The sequence below is a fragment of the Sphingomonas sp. 28-62-11 genome, assembly GCF_002278865.1.
Classification (GTDB): domain Bacteria; phylum Pseudomonadota; class Alphaproteobacteria; order Sphingomonadales; family Sphingomonadaceae; genus Sphingomonas.
Genome location: NZ_NCGB01000003.1, coordinates 59,980 through 76,825, shown reverse-complemented (window position 1 = coordinate 76,825; position 16,846 = coordinate 59,980). Strand labels below are relative to the sequence as shown.

At 63.4% G+C, this 16,846-nt stretch carries 19 protein-coding genes; 14 read left to right on the top strand and 5 right to left on the bottom strand.

The annotated features are described in order from the left end of the window. Window positions 1-36 precede the first annotated feature (36 nt). Window positions 37-969, bottom strand: coding sequence for an NAD-dependent epimerase/dehydratase family protein (locus B7Y49_RS01940; protein WP_374125875.1), 933 nt, complete (start codon window positions 967-969; stop codon window positions 37-39). A 75-nt stretch (window positions 970-1,044) separates the two neighbouring features. Between B7Y49_RS01940 and B7Y49_RS01935 the strand changes: the two genes are divergently transcribed. Continuing rightward, window positions 1,045-1,983: a LysR family transcriptional regulator gene (locus B7Y49_RS01935; RefSeq protein WP_374125874.1), complete on the top strand. Its 939-nt coding sequence runs from the start codon at window positions 1,045-1,047 to the stop codon at window positions 1,981-1,983. Here B7Y49_RS01935 and B7Y49_RS01930 read toward each other — a convergent pair. Then, window positions 1,956-2,540, bottom strand: coding sequence for an HNH endonuclease (locus B7Y49_RS01930; RefSeq protein WP_374125873.1), 585 nt, complete (start codon window positions 2,538-2,540; stop codon window positions 1,956-1,958). The genes B7Y49_RS01935 and B7Y49_RS01930 overlap by 28 nt on opposite strands. A gap of 63 nt (window positions 2,541-2,603) precedes the next feature. Here B7Y49_RS01930 and gluQRS point away from each other — a divergent pair, with 63 nt between their 5' ends. From gluQRS to B7Y49_RS01895, 7 genes are all read left to right on the top strand, one after another. Continuing rightward, window positions 2,604-3,527 carry a tRNA glutamyl-Q(34) synthetase GluQRS gene (gene gluQRS / locus B7Y49_RS01925; RefSeq protein WP_374125872.1) on the top strand — a complete coding sequence of 308 codons (924 nt, stop codon included), beginning with the start codon at window positions 2,604-2,606 and terminating at the stop codon, window positions 3,525-3,527. A 9-nt stretch (window positions 3,528-3,536) separates the two neighbouring features. Beyond that, a complete protein-coding gene (locus B7Y49_RS01920) occupies window positions 3,537-3,764 on the top strand; it encodes a twin transmembrane helix small protein (protein ID WP_374125871.1) in 228 nt (75 codons plus the stop codon). A 19-nt stretch (window positions 3,765-3,783) separates the two neighbouring features. Continuing rightward, window positions 3,784-4,353 (top strand): ATP:cob(I)alamin adenosyltransferase, encoded by a 570-nt coding sequence (locus tag B7Y49_RS01915; RefSeq protein ID WP_374125870.1) that lies wholly within the window; start codon window positions 3,784-3,786, stop codon window positions 4,351-4,353. 34 nt (window positions 4,354-4,387) lie between these two features. Further along, on the top strand, window positions 4,388-5,647 hold the full coding sequence (gene egtB, locus B7Y49_RS01910; protein ID WP_374125869.1) for an ergothioneine biosynthesis protein EgtB: 1,260 nt from the start codon (window positions 4,388-4,390) through the stop codon (window positions 5,645-5,647). Between the two features lie 2 nt (window positions 5,648-5,649). Continuing rightward, window positions 5,650-6,627: an L-histidine N(alpha)-methyltransferase gene (egtD, locus tag B7Y49_RS01905; protein WP_374125868.1), complete on the top strand. Its 978-nt coding sequence runs from the start codon at window positions 5,650-5,652 to the stop codon at window positions 6,625-6,627. A gap of 73 nt (window positions 6,628-6,700) precedes the next feature. Beyond that, on the top strand, window positions 6,701-7,570 hold the full coding sequence (locus tag B7Y49_RS01900; RefSeq protein WP_374125867.1) for a 3-hydroxyacyl-CoA dehydrogenase NAD-binding domain-containing protein: 870 nt from the start codon (window positions 6,701-6,703) through the stop codon (window positions 7,568-7,570). Beyond that, window positions 7,567-8,079: a heme-binding protein gene (locus tag B7Y49_RS01895; protein WP_374125866.1), complete on the top strand. Its 513-nt coding sequence runs from the start codon at window positions 7,567-7,569 to the stop codon at window positions 8,077-8,079. The genes B7Y49_RS01900 and B7Y49_RS01895 overlap by 4 nt, the downstream gene beginning before the upstream one ends. Here B7Y49_RS01895 and B7Y49_RS01890 read toward each other — a convergent pair. Further along, window positions 8,076-8,744 carry a TMEM175 family protein gene (locus tag B7Y49_RS01890; protein ID WP_374125865.1) on the bottom strand — a complete coding sequence of 223 codons (669 nt, stop codon included), beginning with the start codon at window positions 8,742-8,744 and terminating at the stop codon, window positions 8,076-8,078. The genes B7Y49_RS01895 and B7Y49_RS01890 overlap by 4 nt on opposite strands. 18 nt (window positions 8,745-8,762) lie before the next feature. Continuing rightward, window positions 8,763-10,022: a NupC/NupG family nucleoside CNT transporter gene (locus tag B7Y49_RS01885; RefSeq protein WP_374125864.1), complete on the bottom strand. Its 1,260-nt coding sequence runs from the start codon at window positions 10,020-10,022 to the stop codon at window positions 8,763-8,765. Between the two features lie 262 nt (window positions 10,023-10,284). Between B7Y49_RS01885 and B7Y49_RS01880 the strand changes: the two genes are divergently transcribed. From B7Y49_RS01880 to B7Y49_RS01855, 6 genes are all read left to right on the top strand, one after another. Beyond that, on the top strand, window positions 10,285-10,962 hold the full coding sequence (locus B7Y49_RS01880) for a VUT family protein (RefSeq protein WP_374125863.1): 678 nt from the start codon (window positions 10,285-10,287) through the stop codon (window positions 10,960-10,962). 911 nt (window positions 10,963-11,873) lie between these two features. Then, complete coding sequence (gene argB / locus B7Y49_RS01875; protein WP_374125862.1) at window positions 11,874-12,785, top strand: acetylglutamate kinase; 912 nt, start codon at window positions 11,874-11,876, stop codon at window positions 12,783-12,785. Between the two features lie 91 nt (window positions 12,786-12,876). Next, entirely contained in the window at window positions 12,877-13,179 is a 303-nt protein-coding gene (locus B7Y49_RS01870) for a YggT family protein (protein WP_374125861.1), read from the top strand. After that, on the top strand, window positions 13,176-13,487 hold the full coding sequence (locus tag B7Y49_RS01865) for a DUF167 family protein (RefSeq protein ID WP_374125891.1): 312 nt from the start codon (window positions 13,176-13,178) through the stop codon (window positions 13,485-13,487). The genes B7Y49_RS01870 and B7Y49_RS01865 overlap by 4 nt, the downstream gene beginning before the upstream one ends. Further along, window positions 13,484-14,359, top strand: coding sequence for a bifunctional 5,10-methylenetetrahydrofolate dehydrogenase/5,10-methenyltetrahydrofolate cyclohydrolase (gene folD, locus B7Y49_RS01860; protein WP_374125860.1), 876 nt, complete (start codon window positions 13,484-13,486; stop codon window positions 14,357-14,359). Before B7Y49_RS01865 ends, folD begins: the two co-directional genes overlap by 4 nt. Then, window positions 14,356-14,976 (top strand): MarC family protein, encoded by a 621-nt coding sequence (locus B7Y49_RS01855; protein WP_374125859.1) that lies wholly within the window; start codon window positions 14,356-14,358, stop codon window positions 14,974-14,976. Before folD ends, B7Y49_RS01855 begins: the two co-directional genes overlap by 4 nt. Here the strand turns inward: B7Y49_RS01855 and B7Y49_RS01850 are convergent. Further along, entirely contained in the window at window positions 14,973-16,736 is a 1,764-nt protein-coding gene (locus B7Y49_RS01850; protein WP_374125890.1) for an AcrB/AcrD/AcrF family protein, read from the bottom strand. The two genes, B7Y49_RS01855 and B7Y49_RS01850, sit on opposite strands and share 4 nt — an antisense overlap. Window positions 16,737-16,846: the final 110 nt, after the last annotated feature.

Genomic DNA, 16,846 nt, shown 5'->3' with positions numbered 1-16,846 from the left:
GAAGGTTCCCGCAAACCTGACCTGACCGGCGCGGCTTCAGTCGGCGAATGACCGCATCGTCGCGGCAACGCCCTTCTCGAATGGCGTCACGTCCGACCAGAAGCGGGCTTTCCACTTGGTCGCATCGACATGATAGGGCCGATCCCATTGAAAGCGCATCTCGCCCAATTCGCGCAGGAACGGCATGAACAGCGCCAGCGTTTGCCTGACGATGCCGGGGAAGGTGCGAAGCCGAAGCTTCACCCCGGCCTTACGGGCACCGAGCGCCAGGATTTGCCGGGTCGTCATCGTTGGGGCGCAGGGCATGTGCCATGCCTGGCCGAACGCATCGTCGTCCGCATCGATCAGCGTCACCATCGCCCGGCCGATATCGGGGACATAGGCATAATCATGCGGCTGATCGGGCGAAAATACGAACATCGCTGGCTTGCCCTTGGCGATTGCGGCGAGCCCGGTTTCGCCGATGTGTGACAATAACACGCCGGGGCCGTAGAAATCGGGTGCCCGCAGCGCGGCAACCTGCACGCGAGCATCGGCCTGCCACATCTGCGTGATCTTCGCCCGCGCCGCTGGTTTCTGGCCCGTGTCGCTCAGTGCCATGATTTCGACCAGTGGCGCGCGCTGGGGGCCATACATGTAGAGATTGTCGAAGAAGATCATCCGCACGCCTTCAGCTGCGCAGGCATCGAGCAGGTTCTGCATCGCGACCGGCCAACGCTTTGCCCAGACCTTGCCGGTATAGTCGAAGCCAACCGCCACCGCGACCTGCGCGGCCCCCTGCACGGCGGCGCGAACCGACGCGGCGTCGAGGATGTCGCAGTGCGTGAAGCCAACACCTGCGGGCAGGTCGGCGGGGCGTGACCGCTGGGCAATGCGCACCGGCGTGCCCCGCGCCTGCAACAGCGCGACGGTCTCGCGGCCGACAGGGCCGTATCCCATCATCAGAATGTCTTTGGTTGTCATCGTCATGGTTTGTCTCCTCGTGATGAACGCGGTGTAGGTGGGTCTTGACCATGAATGAAATGCAAGTTCATCATATCAACCATGCACGAGAAGCATTTACGCGCGATCGATCTAAACCTGCTGCCGGTGCTGGAGGCGCTCCTGCGGCATCGCAACGCCACGCGCGCGGGGGCCGAAGTGGGGCTCAGCCAGCCCGCGATGAGCCGGGCGCTGGGGCGATTGCGCTATCTGCTCGATGATCCGTTGCTCGTGCGTGGCCCGGGCGGGGCGATGCTGTCACCGCGGGCAGAGGCGCTGCGCCAGCCGCTAGCCGCGTTGCTGGCCGAGGTGCGGACGTTGCTCACCGATCCGCCGTTCGATCCGGCTGAAGAAAAGCGGACGATGCGTATCGCCATGACCGATTCGCAGGCCGATCTGCTGCTCGCGCCGCTCGTCCGGCGGATCGGCTTGGCGGCGCGCGGAATTGTCATCGAATGGTTGCCGATTGCCCCCGGTCTGCCGGAGCGGATGCTGACGGGAGAGATCGATCTGACGCTCGCGCTTGATACCACGCCGCTGCCGCGCGGCGCGGCGTCCGAACCGTTGCTCGAGGATTCGCTAGCCGTGGTGGTGCGGCGCGGCCATCCCTGCGGTGGAATATGGTCGATGGCGGATTATGCCCTCTACCCCAGCGTCGTGGTTTCGCTGCTTGGTGACCGAGCGTCGGAGATCGATGCCGAGCTTGCCGCTGCCGGATTGGAACGGCCGATCACCGCGATCGTGCCGACGTTTCGCGCCGCTGCCGATATCGTCGCGGTCACCGATAGCGTGACGACAATCTCGCGCGCCTTTGCGGCGGGGCTGGCGGGCCCTTTGGGATTAATGTTGATCGCGCCACCGCTGGCCCAGATAAAGCTAGGCGTCGTTGCGGTCTGGGCGCGTTATCGTAGCAGCGATCCGGCACTAGGCTGGCTGCGCGCCATGCTCCGTGAAGTGGCGCAGCAGGTCGCCGATCAGGGCTCCAGCTCGACGTCCCAGTAAAGCCAGTCGTGCCAGGTTTCGTGCAGATAGTTGGGCGGGAAGCGGCGGCCATGTTCCTGCAGATGCCAGCTGGTCGGACGGATCGGCGCGACATGGAGCGGCATATGGGCCTGCTTCGGCGTGCGGCCGCCTTTTTTCAGGTTGCAGGGCGCGCAAGCGGTGACGACATTTTCCCAGGTGGTGCGGCCCTTTTGCGCACGGGGGATGACGTGATCAAAGGTGAGGTCGCGACCCGACCCGCAATATTGGCAGGTGAATTTGTCGCGGAGGAACAGGTTGAAGCGGGTAAAGGCGGGGAATTGCGAGGGTTTGACGAATTGCTTGAGCGCGATGACTGAAGGCAGCTTCAGCCTCGCGGTGGGACTTCGCACCTCTCGCTCATAATTGGCGACGATATCGACCCGGTCGAGAAACACCGCTTTTACCGCGGTCTGCCAGGGCCACACGCTCAGTGGATAATAACTCAGCGGGGTATAATCGGCATTCAGGACAAGCGCGGGGCAACTGTCCGGATGACGGACCATATCCGGGTGCCGGATAAGATCGGGATGATACATTTTACCTCCCAGATGCGCCTTAACGCCTTCTCCCCATCGCCTTTCGCCGACTAGGATGACGGCATGATGACATCCAGCGCGACTCGCGGTCAAGAGCCGGATACGGGGCAGGTTGATAATCGCCGCGAGCCGATTGTTTCCCGCTTCGCCCCCAGCCCGACAGGCGCGCTGCACCTTGGCCATGCGCTGTCGGCGGTGTTGGCGCATGATCTGGCACGCGCCGCCGGGGGCCGCTTCCTGCTGCGGATCGAGGATATCGATGGCGGCCGCAGCCGCCCCGAGCATGTTGCCGGTATATTGTCCGATTTGCGCTGGCTGGGTCTCTCCTTCGACGGTCCCGTCCTTCACCAATCGACGCGGCAAGTCGCTTACGAGGCGGCGCTGGAGCAGCTTGCCGGAATGGAGTTGCTGTATCCCTGTTTTTGCACCCGCGCCGATATCGCCGCGAGCGCCGGGGCACCGCAGGCGGGGGACGATGTGTCGGTCTATCCCGGCACCTGTCGCGGCCTTACCCCAGCGGAACGGCAGGCGCGGATCGCCACCACGCCGCATGCCTGGCGGATCGACATGGCAAGCGCGGTCGCTTTGGCCGGTCCGCTCGATTGGCATGATGCTGCTGCAGGTCGAGTGATTGCCGATTCCATGGCGCACGGCGATGTCGTGCTCGCGCGCAAGGATGCGCTCGCGAGCTATCATCTGGCCGTGACGGTCGATGATGCCGCGCAAGGCGTGACTGATGTGGTGCGCGGGGCCGATCTGTTCGCCGCCACGCACGTCCACCGTTTACTGCAGGCGCTGCTCGAGCTGCCGACGCTGCGCTATCATCACCATGCGCTGCTGGCGGATGAATCTGGCAAGCGGCTCGCCAAGCGTCACGGAGCACCGTCGCTGGCACTACTGCGCGCAGAGGGTCAGGACGGTGCGGCATTGGCTCAAATGCTGCGCGCCGGGCGACTCCCCATTGGCATCGGCACCATCAGCGCCTAGATATGCCGCATGACAGTATTTCTCGCCATTTTGCTGGTCGCGGCGATGATCGCGACTCTCGTTGCGCTGGTGCGCGGCATCATCAGCTTTTTGCAGGCCACCGAAGCCGATCTTAAAGGCACCGGCCCCAGCGTGGCGAGTGCGAAATCGAACAAGATGATGCAGCAGCGGATTTTCTTCCAGGCACTGGCGATCCTGATCGTGGTCGCGATCCTGTTCGTCACCGGTCGTACGTGACGCAGGGGCCAGCGCGCCCGTGGTAAAGCTCAACCGAATCTACACCCGCACCGGCGATGACGGCACGACCGGGCTTGTCGATGGCTCCCGCGTCGCCAAAACCGATTTGCGGCTCATCGCGATCGGCGATGTCGATGAGGCGAACAGCGCGATCGGCGTTGCCATTTTCGCGATCGAAGACAGCGCCATCTCGGTCGCGCTCACGCAGATTCAGAATGATCTGTTCGATCTGGGCGCCGATCTGGCGACCCCGGGCGATGATTTCACCCCGTCGGAGATGGTGTTGCGGATCGTGCCGAGCCAGGTCGCCCGGCTCGAAGCGGAAATCGACGCGATGAATGCCCATCTCGCGCCGCTCACCAGCTTCATCCTGCCCGGTGGCACATCGGGGGCGGCCTCGCTTCATCTCGCCCGCGCGATTGTTCGTCGGGCAGAACGCGCAGCGGTGGCGGCGGCAGGAATCGTGCCCATCAATCCCCAAGCGGTGTCTTATCTCAACCGTTTGTCGGATTTTCTGTTCGTCTGCGCGCGATTGGTGAACACTCCGGCCGGTGGCGACGTTCTTTGGGTGCCCGGGGCGTCGCGCTAGGGCGCTGCGCAACACGAGATCGAAGGGGACGACCATGCAGACAGAACGCCACAGCGTTGCCGATCCGCTTGCGCTGGCGGAACGCTATGCATCGGTGCGGGCGCTGTCGACGGCCCTGGTCGCTCCTTTGTCCGACGCCGATGCCAGCGTGCAGTCGATGGACGATGCCTCGCCCACGAAATGGCACCTCGCCCACACGACATGGTTCTTTGAGACGTTTGTCCTGCGCGATTTCGTGCCTGGTTATCAGCTGCACGATCCGCAGTTCCCGTTCCTGTTCAACAGCTATTACGAAGCGGAAGGCGCTCGCCAAGCGCGGGGACGCCGCGGGATGATCACGCGGCCAACACTGGCGGCGGTGCGGGAATACCGGACGGCGATCGATCTGGCGCTGATCACGGCCATCCCCGATCTGCCTTCGGCGGCACGCGATCTGATCACGCTGGGCTGTCATCATGAAGAGCAGCATCAGGAACTGCTGATTACGGACATATTACACCTTCTTGCGCAGAACCCGATCGAACCCGCGCTATGGCCAGCCGCGCGAAAGGTGCCGGTGGCGATGCCAAGTCCGATCAACTGGGTCGAACATCCCGGTGGCATCGTAGAGATCGGCCACGATGGTGACGGTTTCGCCTTTGATGCCGAGGGGCCGCGTCATCAGACGCTGTTGGCCCGGCATGCGCTGGCCGACCGCACTGTCTCCAATGGCGAGTGGGCAGCCTTCATTGCCGATGGCGGTTATCGAGACCCGCGCCACTGGCTGGCCGATGGCTGGGCCTGGGTCCAGCGCGAGGGGATCACCGCACCGCTTTACTGGGAAGAACGCGACGGCGGCTGGACTCGCTTCGGCCTGGATGGACGGCGCGCAATCGATCCGGCGGCACCGGTGACGCATATCAGCTTTTATGAGGCCGATGCCTATGCCAGCTGGGCCGGCGCCCGGTTGCCGACTGAGGCCGAATGGGAAGCGGCCGTGCAATCGCAAGATCCTGAAAGCGGCAATCAGCTCGATCTGGCAGGTCCAGTCGAACCACGGCCTGCTATTTCTGGCCCGGCATTTTTTGGGGATGTGTGGGAATGGACCGGCAGTGCTTTTCGCCCCTATCCGGGTTTTCGCGCGGCCGAAGGTGCTGTGGGTGAGTATAATGGCAAGTTCATGAGCGGGCAGTGCGTGCTGCGTGGCGGCTCCTGCGCCACCCCGCGCGGTCACGCGCGGGCGAGCTACCGCAACTTTTTCTACCCGCATCAGCGCTGGCAATTCACCGGCGTCCGTCTGGCAAAGGATCTGTAAGCGTGCTCAAACCCGAAATCGAAGATGGCCAGGCGAGCCTGGCCGATCCGTCGTTTCGCGCCGATGTGCTGAACGGTTTTGCGATGCGACCGCGCGCCATTCCGGCGCGCTGGTTTTATGATCGGCGCGGCTCTGAATTGTTCGAGCAGATCACCGACCTAGCGGAATATTACCCGACCCGGATCGAGGCCGGCATTCTCCGCGACAACGGCCCGGCAATCGCTGACTGCATCGGTGCAGGCCGTGCGGTGGTGGAATTCGGGTCGGGCTCCTCCGCCAAAACGCCTTTGCTGCTGCGCGCAATCGATCCCGCCGCCTATGTGCCGATCGATATCTCGGGCGATTTCCTCCGCGAATCCTCAGCCGCGCTGTCATCCGCGTTCCCCGGTTTACCCGTTCACCCGATCGAGGCCGATTTCATGCACCCGATCGCACTGCCCGCTGGTGTCGCAGATCTCCCCAAGCTCGGCTTTTTCCCCGGGTCGACCATCGGCAATATGATCCCGGCGTCGGCGGTCGATCTGTTGCGGGCCATGCGCAAATGGCTCGATACCGGTGCGATGCTGCTGATCGGCATGGACCGACTGAAAGACGAAGACGTGTTGGTGCGCGCTTATGACGATGCGCAAGGCGTGACGGCGGCGTTCAACCTCAACCTGCTGGAGCGGATCAACCGCGAGCTTGACGGGACGATCCCGGTCGAGGCGTTTCGCCACCGCGCGATCTGGAACGATATGCGATCGCGGATCGAAATGCATCTCGAGGCGCAGCGCGACATCGATTTCACGATCGAGGGGCGGCCCTTTGCGATGGCGGCGGGGGAAACGGTGCATACCGAGAACAGCCATAAATACGGCCCCCGCGACGCGCGCATCCTGCTCCGTGCCGGTGGCTGGACGCCGATCGCCGAATGGACCGATGCCGATGACCGTTTCGCGCTGATCCTGGCCGAAGCGCAGGCACCACGCACGGCACCGTAACAGCGGCGCGCTTCTTTTGCTTCGCAAACGGGGTTGGCGGCGATATGCCCCGCGTCAACGGACAGGAGCGAGCATGAAGACGATCGGCGTTATTGGGGCAGGGCAAATGGGCGCGGGGATCGCGCAGGTATCGGCACAATCGGGCTATCTGGTGCTGCTGTCCGATGTCGATTTCGCCCGCGCCGAGGCCGGCAAGGCGGGAATCGCCAAGGCGCTCGAACGGCTGGTCACCAAGGAAAAGATCACCGGTGAAGCCCGCGACGCCGCGCTCGCGCTGATCACGCCGGTCGCGAGCGTCGAGGCGATGGGGCCGTGCGATCTCGTAATCGAAGCCGCCACCGAGCGCGAAGAAATCAAGCGCGCGATCTTCGCAGCGGTGGGCAAGGTGATGCGCGCCGATGCGATCCTCGCCTCCAACACCTCGTCGATACCGATCACCCGGCTGGCGCAGGCCGCACCCGATGCCAGCCGCTTCATGGGCGTCCACTTTTTCAACCCGGTACCGGTGATGGGGCTGATCGAGCTGATCCGCGGCCTCGCCACTTCCGACGCGACCGTCGCGAGCGTCGAGGCGTTCGGCCAGTCGCTCGGCAAGGCGATCGTCCACGCCAATGATGCGCCGGGTTTCATCGTCAACCGCGTGCTGATGCCGATGATCAACGAAGCGATCTTTGCGCTGGGTGAAGGCGTCGCGACGATGCGCGATATCGATACCGCGTGCATGCTCGGCTTGAACCACCCGATGGGGCCGCTGACGCTCGCCGATTTCATCGGGCTCGACACCTGCCTGGAGATCATTCGCGTGCTGCACGACGGCACCGGCGATCCTAAATTTCGCCCTGCACCGCTGCTCGTCAAATATGTCGAAGCGGGCTGGTACGGCCGCAAGGTCAAACGCGGTTTCTATGACTATTCGGGTGCCGAACCGGAGCCGACGCGATGATGAGAGTGATTTTTGCGGCACTGGCGCTTGTCGCCGCGCCTGCCGTCGCCCAGCAGGCAACACCGGTGTCAGCCGCCCCTGCAACGACGCCAGCCCAAGCGCCTGCACCCCCTTATGGTGCGTCAATCACGCTGGCAGAGGCGCAGCGCTTGGTCGATCGCGCGCTTGCGGCCGGTCGGGCGCGCGGACTGCGCATCGCGGTCGCCATCGTCGAACCGAGCGCGAGCCTGGTCGCTTTCGCTCGGCTCGACGATACGCAATATGGGTCGATCCTCGTCGCGCAGGAGAAGGCGGGTACTGCCGCGCGCTTCCGTACGCCGACTGCGGCGATGGCCAAGGCCGTGCTTGAAGGGCGCGTGACAACATTGGCGCTGCCGGGCGCAGTCCCGATTGCGGGCGGGCGACCGATCATCGTCGGCGGCAAGATCATCGGTGCGATCGGTATATCGGGCGCGACCTCCGCCGAGGATGACGAGATCGCAGGCGCCGCGCTGGCCGATCTGCGCTAGGTGCTTGCGCTGGGCTTGGGCGCCAGCCAGCCAAGCACGACCCGCCAGAGCGGGATCGACATCAGGCTGACCTGGGCGATGATCGGCTGGGGCGAAAATACCCCGACGATGATCGCGGTTGCCGCCCCAAGCACCGTGGCGAGCCCCCTACGTCGAATACCCGCGATCGTTTCTGCCGACACGCTGGGATCGACCACCGGCGGCGATGTCGCCAGTCGCCCCAGTCGCAGGTTAAGCAAGGCAGTGAGCAGCAGCCAGCTACAATAGAGCACCACGGGCACACGCTGGTTGCTGTATTCGCTCACAAATGCGGTGAAGAACGGCATCGCCGCGATCGTCAGCAACAGCTGGATATTGGCGGGGACCAGCTTGTCGCTGTAATGCGCGGCACAGCCAAAGGCGCGGTGGTGCCCACCCCAGAACGCGCCGATCACGAAAAAACTGATGATGAACCCGATGAAATTGGGTGTCAGCTTCAGCAATGCGTTGATGTAATCGGCATTGCTCGCGCCCGCTTCCAGATGCGGCACATGGATTTCGATGATGAGCAGTGTGATCGCGATTGCGAACACCGCGTCGGAAAAGAAGATCAGCCTTTCCAGCATATGCTCCGGCCCATGGCGCGTCGCAGCAGGCTGGTTGCTGTCACTTTCAAACTCGGCCATCTTCACCTCCCCCAAGGTCTAGCTGATCAGCATCCCCGCCAGTGCCGCGCTCATCAAATTCGCGAGCGTCCCCGCGATCAGCGCTCGGATGCCGAGCTTGGCGATCATCGGGCGCTGGTTGGGGGCCAGGCTGCCCGTTGCGGCGATCTGGATCGCGATCGACAGGAAATTGGCAAAGCCGCACAACGCAAAGGTGACGACGGCAGTGGTGCGTGCCGACAGGTTCTTCATCTGGCCCAAATCGATGAACGCGACGAATTCGTTCAGCACCACCTTGGTGCCGACCAGACTACCCGCCGCGGCCGCCTCGCTCGCCGGAATATTGAGCAGCAGCATGAAGGGTGAGAAAATGATCCCCAGCAGCCACTGGAACGTCAGCGTGGGGTAACCGAACCAGCTCCCCACCGCGCCGAGCAGCCCATTGGCGAGCGCGACGAGCGATACAAACGCCAGCACCATCGCCGCGACCGCGACCGCAATCCTAACGCCGGTCTGCGCGCCATTGGCAGCGGCCATGATAACGTTTTCGGCACGCTCCACCTCGAGCACCGGATCGACCGGGTCGGCGATCTCGACCGGTTCACCGTCGACCTCGTCCGACGGGGGCACCGGCGGCACATCGGGCATGATGATCTTGGCCATCAACAGCCCGCCGGGGGCTGACATGAACGATGCGGCGAGCAGATAGGGGAGTGCCGTCGGCCCCAGCAACGCGGCATAAGCGGCCAGAATCGTCCCCGCCACGCCCGCCATGCCGACCGACATCACCGCAAACAATTGCGGCGGCTTCAACGCCGGCAAATAGGGCGCGATCACCAGCGGCGCTTCGCTTTGGCCGACAAAGATGTTGGCCGCGGCACACAGCGCCTCCACCTTCGACACGCCGATGATCTTTTCGATCGCGCCGCCGACATATTTGATCACGAACTGCATGATGCCGAGGTGATAGAGAACGGCCACCAGAGCGGCGAAAAAGATGATCACGGGCAGCGCGGAAAAGGCAAAGGCGGAACCGAAGGTGGGGTCGGTCGCGAGCTTGCCGAAAATCAGCTGGGTACCGGCAGCGGCATAGCCGAGCAGCGCGGAGACCCCCGTCGCCATCCCCTCGATCACGGCCTTGCCGACGGGCACATAGAGCACCAGCACCGCCATCGCGACCTGCAGGCCGAAAGCGGCGATCACCACGCGCGGGCGGATCAGCCGTTTGTTGTTCGACAGCAGAAAGGCGGCGAACAGGATCACCGCGATCCCCGACAGGCCGATAAGCGTTTGGTTCATTCAGGCTTTCCCGCGCAAATCCACACACGCCGCCCCCCGGCTGCGCAAGCGAGCTAGCATACAGCGGTTGTGGCGTTGGGCTAGAGCGTTAACGCGGTTGACCAACCGGCCCAACCCCGTTCGGGCTGAGCGCAGTCGAAGCCCACGCGTTGCGCTTGCCCTTCGACTGCGCTCAGGGCGAACGGAGGTTTGTAGCGAACGCAGTCTGCCAATCCGCCTCGTCCGTTTGACGGGCGCGTAAATCTCGCTAGCAATCGTGACGATGAAAGACACCCACCTCCGCATCCCGCGCTCGCTCTTCGCGCTTTCGATCTTTTATGGCGGCATGGTGTGCCTGGCAGGCGTGCTCGGCAACAAACAGGTGTCGCTCGGGCCGATCTCGGCGCTCGGCCCGCTGGTCGGCATCGGGCCGCTGGCGGTGGAGGCCGGGATCTTCGCTTTCCTGCTGCTGGTGATCGTCTCCAGCGCGATTGCCGAGCTCCACGGCACGGTGGTTGCCAACCGGCTGGTGCGCTTCGGCTTTGTGCCGCTGATCGCGTCGATCATCCTTTCCTTCATCATCCTGTCGCTGCCCGCTGCGCCTGAAATGGAGCCTGCGCGGCGAGACGCCTTTGCACTGATGATGGGCGGCACCCCGCGCATCTGGCTGGGCGGCATCGTCGCCTACGGCATCTCCCAGACGCTGAACGTCACGATCTTCTCATGGCTGCGGCGCGACGGCGGCGGGCTGCTCTGGCTGCGCGCCGGGATTGCGAGCGTGCTCTCGCAGATCGTCGACACACTGCTGTTCGTGACGATCGCCTTCTGGGGCATCTTCCCGATCGGCGCGCTACTCGCGGGGCAGATGCTGGCGAAAGTGGTGCTGTCAGCGGTGTTGGTGCCGCCGCTGATTTACCTGGTGGTGGGGATCGGGCGGTGGCTGGACCGGGCGGAGGCGTAACGACTGAAGGTGGTGGGAATCTGCCGTCCGGAACGAACTAGCTCAACTCGCTTAGCATCCGTTGAAATTCTGCTCGCGTCTTCGCCATTCCTGCGTGAAACTCGGCTCGACCTTTCGCCATATTTGCGCTGAACTCAGCTTCGGCTCTCGCAATCCCTATCTCAAATTCCCTTTCCTTGTGGTCTAAATCTCGAAGCACTGCTTCGATTTGCGCGCGGGTCGTCATGCTCTCGCTCTCACCCATGGCAACTACCTCTCGACGTGTGTTGCTATGACGATACAGTAAGCTCCGGCCTACGCAAGTTCTTGTCGGCGCTGATTTACCTGGTGGTGGGGATCGGGCGGTGGCCGGGGTTGGTTTTTCGCGGTTCGGGCGCTTTGTATGACGACTCGGCGGAGAATGGCCGTATGGGCAGCCAAGTTGTTGATTGTACGAACCAGATTGCAAGCGTCGGGCCAAAGACATAAAAGGAACGGGAATAGAAGTGGAGAGTGGCATGAAGTCGATTCTATTTTATCCGCTCGCCTTTGTTGCCGTAATGTTCGCTCTTCTTCAGATATTGAGCTCGTTCGGTTTTGCAGAGTATTCGATCTTGCGCACCGTTGTTGCGGCCGTGTGCACTGTTGCACTCTTGAATTGGCTAGGGCCAAAACTGATCGCGTTAAGCCATCTACGCGGCAGATATCGGCAGTAGCCTCAAAGTCGCCAATTGGGCGTTGGCAACCTCCACAAAAATGCGACACCCCGGACTTGTTCCGGGGTCTACCTATCCCCAATCCGCGTCGGCATTTGTTGTGCGGTGGACCCCGGAACAGGTCCGGGGTGACACGTAAGGGGCGCGACTTCTCGTATACCCTGATCGCAAGACCCCAGCTTTCGCTGCGGTGACGGATTGGGTAGAGGATGCCGCATGACGAAACCCACCCGCAATCATGCCCCCGATCCTGCCATGCTCGCCAAGGCGGAAACGCTGACCGAGGCGTTGCCGTATCTGCAGCGTTATGCGGGCAAGACGTTCGTCGTGAAATATGGCGGTCACGCGATGGGCGACCGTGAGCTCCAGCGCGATTTTGCCGAGGATGTGGTGCTGCTGAAGGCGGTCGGCATCAATCCCGTCGTCATCCATGGCGGCGGGCCGCAAATTGGCGCGATGCTGAAAAAGCTGGGCGTCGAATCGAGCTTTGTCGACGGGCTTCGCGTCACCGATGCGCAGACCGCGCAGGTCGCCGAAATGGTGCTTTCGGGGGCGATCAACAAGGAAATCGTTGCCTGGATCGGCCAGGCGGGCGGTCGCGCGATCGGCATTTCGGGCAAGGACGGCGGGTTCGTCCGTGCGGTGAAGGTCGAACGCACGACGCGCGACCCCGACAGCAATATCGAGCGCGCGGTCGATCTGGGCTTTGTGGGGGAGCCCGAGGCAATCGATCGCAGCGTGATCGACACGATCTCGGGCGCAGGCATGATCCCGGTGATTGCCCCGATCGGCATTGGCGCGGACGGCCAAACCTATAACATCAACGCCGATACCATGGCGGGGGCGATTGCGGCGGCGCTTGGCGCATCGCGGCTGTTCCTGCTCACCGATGTGGCGGGCGTGCTCGGCAAGGGCGGCGATCTGCTCACCGATCTCGATCCAGCGGCGATCGAGGCGCTGCGCGCTGACGGCACGATTACCGGCGGCATGATCCCCAAGCTCGAAACCTGCATCACTGCGGTTGAGGGGGGCGTCGACGCCGCGGTTATCCTCGACGGGCGGGTGCCGCATGCGATGCTGCTGGAAATCTTCACCCAGGCAGGCGCAGGCACGCTGGTGCATCGCTGATCGCGCCCTATATCGTGAGCGATCTGCCCTGTGACTTGCCGATGTGTTTTAGTGTAGTATAACGCCTGTTCTGGCCAATGGAGTGCCCCGATTGATCACGCTCATTCAGATTGCGATGGTTTTGCTCAACCTGGTCTGGTGGATCATCGTCGTCCAGATCATCCTGTCGCTGCTGATCGCGTTCAACGTGATCAATACGTATAATGATTTCGTCCGCCAGCTGCACCAGGGGCTCGAAAAGCTGACCGAGCCGATCTATCGCCCGATCCGCCGGGTGCTGCCCGATTTCGGCCAGATCGATTTCTCGCCCGCCGTCGTGCTGATCGCGCTGCAAATCCTGCAGATGGTACTGGGCAATGTCGCCAATTCGATCGCGACCGGCGCGCCGCTCTGAACGATCAACGGCCGTGGACCGCCACGGCTGACGGCATTCATATCGCTGTGCGCGTCACGCCGCGGGGCGGGCGCGACATGATCGGACCGGGTACCGACGCTCATTTCGCTGCCCGTCTCGCCGCCGCGCCGGTTGAGGGCGCTGCCAACGCAGCGCTCATTGCGCTGGTGGCCAAGGCCTTTGGCCTCGCCCGACGCGATGTGGCGCTGATCGGCGGCCAGACATCTCGTTTGAAGCGATTGGCACTGACCGGCGATCCGCAAAGGCTGGCGCAGAGTGCCGCCGCGCTCTATGGCCCGCCCGCATGAGCGCACAGATTATCGACGGCAAAGCCTTTGCGGCAGCCTTAAGGGGCAGGATTGCGACCAAGGTTGCGGCGCTGCGCGATGCCGGTGGTCGTGCGCCGGGACTCGCCGTGGTCCTGGTGGGCGAAGACCCGGCATCCGCCGTCTATGTGCGCAACAAGCACAAAGCGACGATCGCCGCAGGCATGGCGAGCTTCGAATATCGCCTGCCCGCCGATACCGAACAGGATGAATTGCTCACGCTGGTCGCGAGCCTGAACGCCGATCCTGCGGTGGACGGCATTCTTGTCCAGCTCCCGCTGCCCCCGCAGATCGATGCAGATACGGTGTTGATGGCGATCGACCCCGACAAGGATGTCGATGGCTTCCACCCGGTGAATGCCGGGCGGCTCGCGACCGGGCTGCCGGGGTTCGTGCCCTGCACGCCCTATGGCTGTGTGATGCTGCTCAAGGATCAATTGGGTGATCTGGCCGGGCTCGACGCGGTTGTTATTGGCCGGTCGAACATCGTCGGCAAGCCGATGGCGCAGTTGCTGATCGCCGAAAGCTGCACAGTCACCGTCGCGCATTCGAAAACGCGTGATCTGCCGGGGATCGTCCACCGCGCCGATATCGTCGTGGCGGCGGTGGGGCGGCCCGAGATGATCAAGGGCGAATGGATCAAGCCCGGCGCGGTGGTGATCGATGTCGGCATCAACCGTACCGATGACGGGCTGATCGGTGATGTTGATTTCAACGGCGCGGCGAGCGTCGCCAGCGCCATTACGCCAGTGCCCGGCGGCGTCGGCCCGATGACGATCGCCTGCCTGCTCCGCAATACCCTGATCTCGGCCAGCCGCCGCCAAGGCGTGGCGCTCGATCTGGCGGAACTTTGATGGAGCTCTTCGTCTCGGCGCTCATCACCTTTTTCGTGGTGATCGACCCGCCCGGCTGCGCGCCAATCTATGCCGGGCTGACCGCAGGCGTGCCGGCGGTGCATGCCCGCGCGATGGCGATCCGCGCGGTGCTCATCGCAGGGGCAATTCTCGTCGTGTTCGCGCTGTTCGGGCAGGATATCTTGCGCGCTTTAGGGATCAGCCTTGATAGTTTCCGCATTGCGGGTGACATCATGCTGTTCCTGATCGCGCTCGAAATGGTATTCGAAAAGCGCACCCAGCGCCGCGAAGATCGAGCGCAGAAGCTGCTCGACACACCCGAGATCGAGGATGTGTCGGTCTTCCCGATGGCAATGCCGATGATCGCGGGGCCGGGCTCGATCGCCAGCATCATGCTGCTCATGTCAAAGGGCACCGGGATTGAGCGCACGCTGGTCATTCTAGCGGCACTGGGCACGATCCTAGCGCTGACGTTGCTCGCGCTCATCCTGGCAGGGCCGATCATGCGCATTCTTGGCGCGCGGATCGAAGCAGTGGTCACACGGCTGCTCGGCGTGCTGCTGGCGGCGCTGGCCGCCCAGTTCGTGATCGACGGCTTAAGGGCGAGCTTCTTTTAGCGAATGCGCCAGAGCTTCAGCGGCGATTTCGCAGGCAGCGGCACCGGCTCAAGCCATACAGGCACGTCGCCCTTTATGAGCCGGGCATAAAAGCCCTTGCGGTGGCGCACCGAATAGATCGTCGATTCGGGCATGTTCGGGCAGATCAGCAACAGCGTCGCGCCGTGGCGCTTGGCGATCGCGCGAAATTCATCGGGCGTGCGGCTGAAGGCATGCTGCACATCGAGAATGGCGTCGCCATTGCGGTGATAGGGCCCGGCCACCGCCGAATGATGCGTAACCGCAATCAGCCGCGGCCCCAGATCGACAAAGGTGAAGATCGTCTGCGATGGCAGCCGGTTGAGCGGGCTGAGTGCCGGAATGGTTGGGCACCACGCGCTCGCCCGGTTGATCGTCTTGGTCCGCACAGTCGGCTTGTCGGGCACGCCGTACTTCACCACGAAGCCAACGAAAGCGCCCGATACGATCATGAACGCCGTCACCGTGCCGAACACACGCACCAGCACCGATCGGTGGCCAAGACACCAGGGAAAGACGATCCAGCCAAGCGCCACGGCCCCCGGCACTGCAAGCAATTGTGCGGCACCGCCTGCGCGGACTTGCCACAGCATTAGTCCACCCGCGAACAGGGTGAACAGCAACACAGCTGCCCAGGCCGCGAACCGATCACTGCGCCGCGCGCGCCAAGTGGCGATGATCGCCCCAACCAGCCCGGTGATCGGCAGCGCCGCGACGGGCACGGCGTTTCGCCACGGATGCACGTAAATCGGCCGGGCTTCGCGCACATTGTTCAGCCAATTACGCGCGAGTTCGGGTGAGACCTGTTCGGGCCGCCCCAGGCACTGCGGAAACACCAGCGCAAAGGCGGCGATGATCGCCACGCCGGCGGCCGCCGCCAGCCCGAGCCGGATCGCGCGGCCATCGGGGTTGATTCGCGCGAGGATGAACAGCAGCGTCCCCGCCTCGATCATCACACTCAGCCACACCGGTGTCAGCGCATCGCAGCGCAGGACGCTATTGGCGTTGGAGGCGAACAGCACATAGCCGATCGCATTACCCCCGGCGAGCGCGAGCCCGTACACGCTCAATCGTGGTGCCTCGGCCCGGTCCCATACCCAGCGCAGGGCCATGATCGCGCCGGCTCCTGCAGCGTACGGCAGCAATTCGAGCCCGATGCTTAGCGAAACTGCGCTCGCAAGTCCGACGGTAATGCCACTGCGGCGCTGATGCGGATCGGCAAGGCCTGCCACGGTGATGCTCAGGGATGCTAGCTGCCAGCCATGATGATCGATGCGGTTGGGCATGAACATCAGCATCGTCGTGGTGCAGAGCAGCAGGAAAATCAGCGCGAGCGGCCAAGCGACCGGGCTCACCAGCCGTCGAACGGTGAAGGCGAGGCCAGCCATGGTGACCGACAGCGGGAGCAACGGCGCAATGCCGCAGGCCAGTTTTTCCGCCATTACCGTGCCGACAAAGGGTTTGAACAGCAGGATCAGCCCGGCCAGCGGCAGATCAACGATCCGGCTCCAGTGCATGTCGAAGCCAGCGGGCGGGTTGAGCCGATACTGGCGCAGATCATACCAGCCCTGCCCGTTCAGCAGCGCCCGGACCTGCATCAGCCGCATGTTATCGTCGGTGTCGCCGAGCGACAGCCAATAGATGCCCGACCGGCGCTCCCACACGAACCAGATCGCGATCAGCACCCAGGCGATCAGCGTCAGGCTGAGCCAGTGACGCTCAAGTTCGCGCGCATAGGGCATCTGTCGCTGATCGGTATCGGTCAAAGAAGCTTCCCTCGCTCGTCCCTGCGCTCTAGTGCGGCCCCATTAAAGGGCAAGCGGCACGTGAAAACTCTGCATCATCTCGGCAA

Excerpts from the sequence above, each read along its gene's own strand:
- B7Y49_RS01940 (WP_374125875.1), bottom strand. The coding sequence starts at position 969 with ATGACGATGACAACCAAAGACATTCTGATGATGGGATACGGCCCTGTC.
- B7Y49_RS01935 (WP_374125874.1), top strand. The coding sequence starts at position 1,045 with ATGCACGAGAAGCATTTACGCGCGATCGATCTAAACCTGCTGCCGGTG.
- B7Y49_RS01930 (WP_374125873.1), bottom strand. The coding sequence starts at position 2,540 with ATGTATCATCCCGATCTTATCCGGCACCCGGATATGGTCCGTCATCCG.
- gluQRS (WP_374125872.1), top strand. The coding sequence starts at position 2,604 with ATGATGACATCCAGCGCGACTCGCGGTCAAGAGCCGGATACGGGGCAG.
- B7Y49_RS01920 (WP_374125871.1), top strand. The coding sequence starts at position 3,537 with ATGACAGTATTTCTCGCCATTTTGCTGGTCGCGGCGATGATCGCGACT.
- egtB (WP_374125869.1), top strand. The coding sequence starts at position 4,388 with ATGCAGACAGAACGCCACAGCGTTGCCGATCCGCTTGCGCTGGCGGAA.
- B7Y49_RS01900 (WP_374125867.1), top strand. The coding sequence starts at position 6,701 with ATGAAGACGATCGGCGTTATTGGGGCAGGGCAAATGGGCGCGGGGATC.
- B7Y49_RS01895 (WP_374125866.1), top strand. The coding sequence starts at position 7,567 with ATGATGAGAGTGATTTTTGCGGCACTGGCGCTTGTCGCCGCGCCTGCC.
- B7Y49_RS01890 (WP_374125865.1), bottom strand. The coding sequence starts at position 8,744 with ATGGCCGAGTTTGAAAGTGACAGCAACCAGCCTGCTGCGACGCGCCAT.
- B7Y49_RS01885 (WP_374125864.1), bottom strand. The coding sequence starts at position 10,022 with ATGAACCAAACGCTTATCGGCCTGTCGGGGATCGCGGTGATCCTGTTC.
- B7Y49_RS01880 (WP_374125863.1), top strand. The coding sequence starts at position 10,285 with ATGAAAGACACCCACCTCCGCATCCCGCGCTCGCTCTTCGCGCTTTCG.
- argB (WP_374125862.1), top strand. The coding sequence starts at position 11,874 with ATGACGAAACCCACCCGCAATCATGCCCCCGATCCTGCCATGCTCGCC.
- folD (WP_374125860.1), top strand. The coding sequence starts at position 13,484 with ATGAGCGCACAGATTATCGACGGCAAAGCCTTTGCGGCAGCCTTAAGG.
- B7Y49_RS01850 (WP_374125890.1), bottom strand. The coding sequence starts at position 16,736 with ATGCCCTATGCGCGCGAACTTGAGCGTCACTGGCTCAGCCTGACGCTG.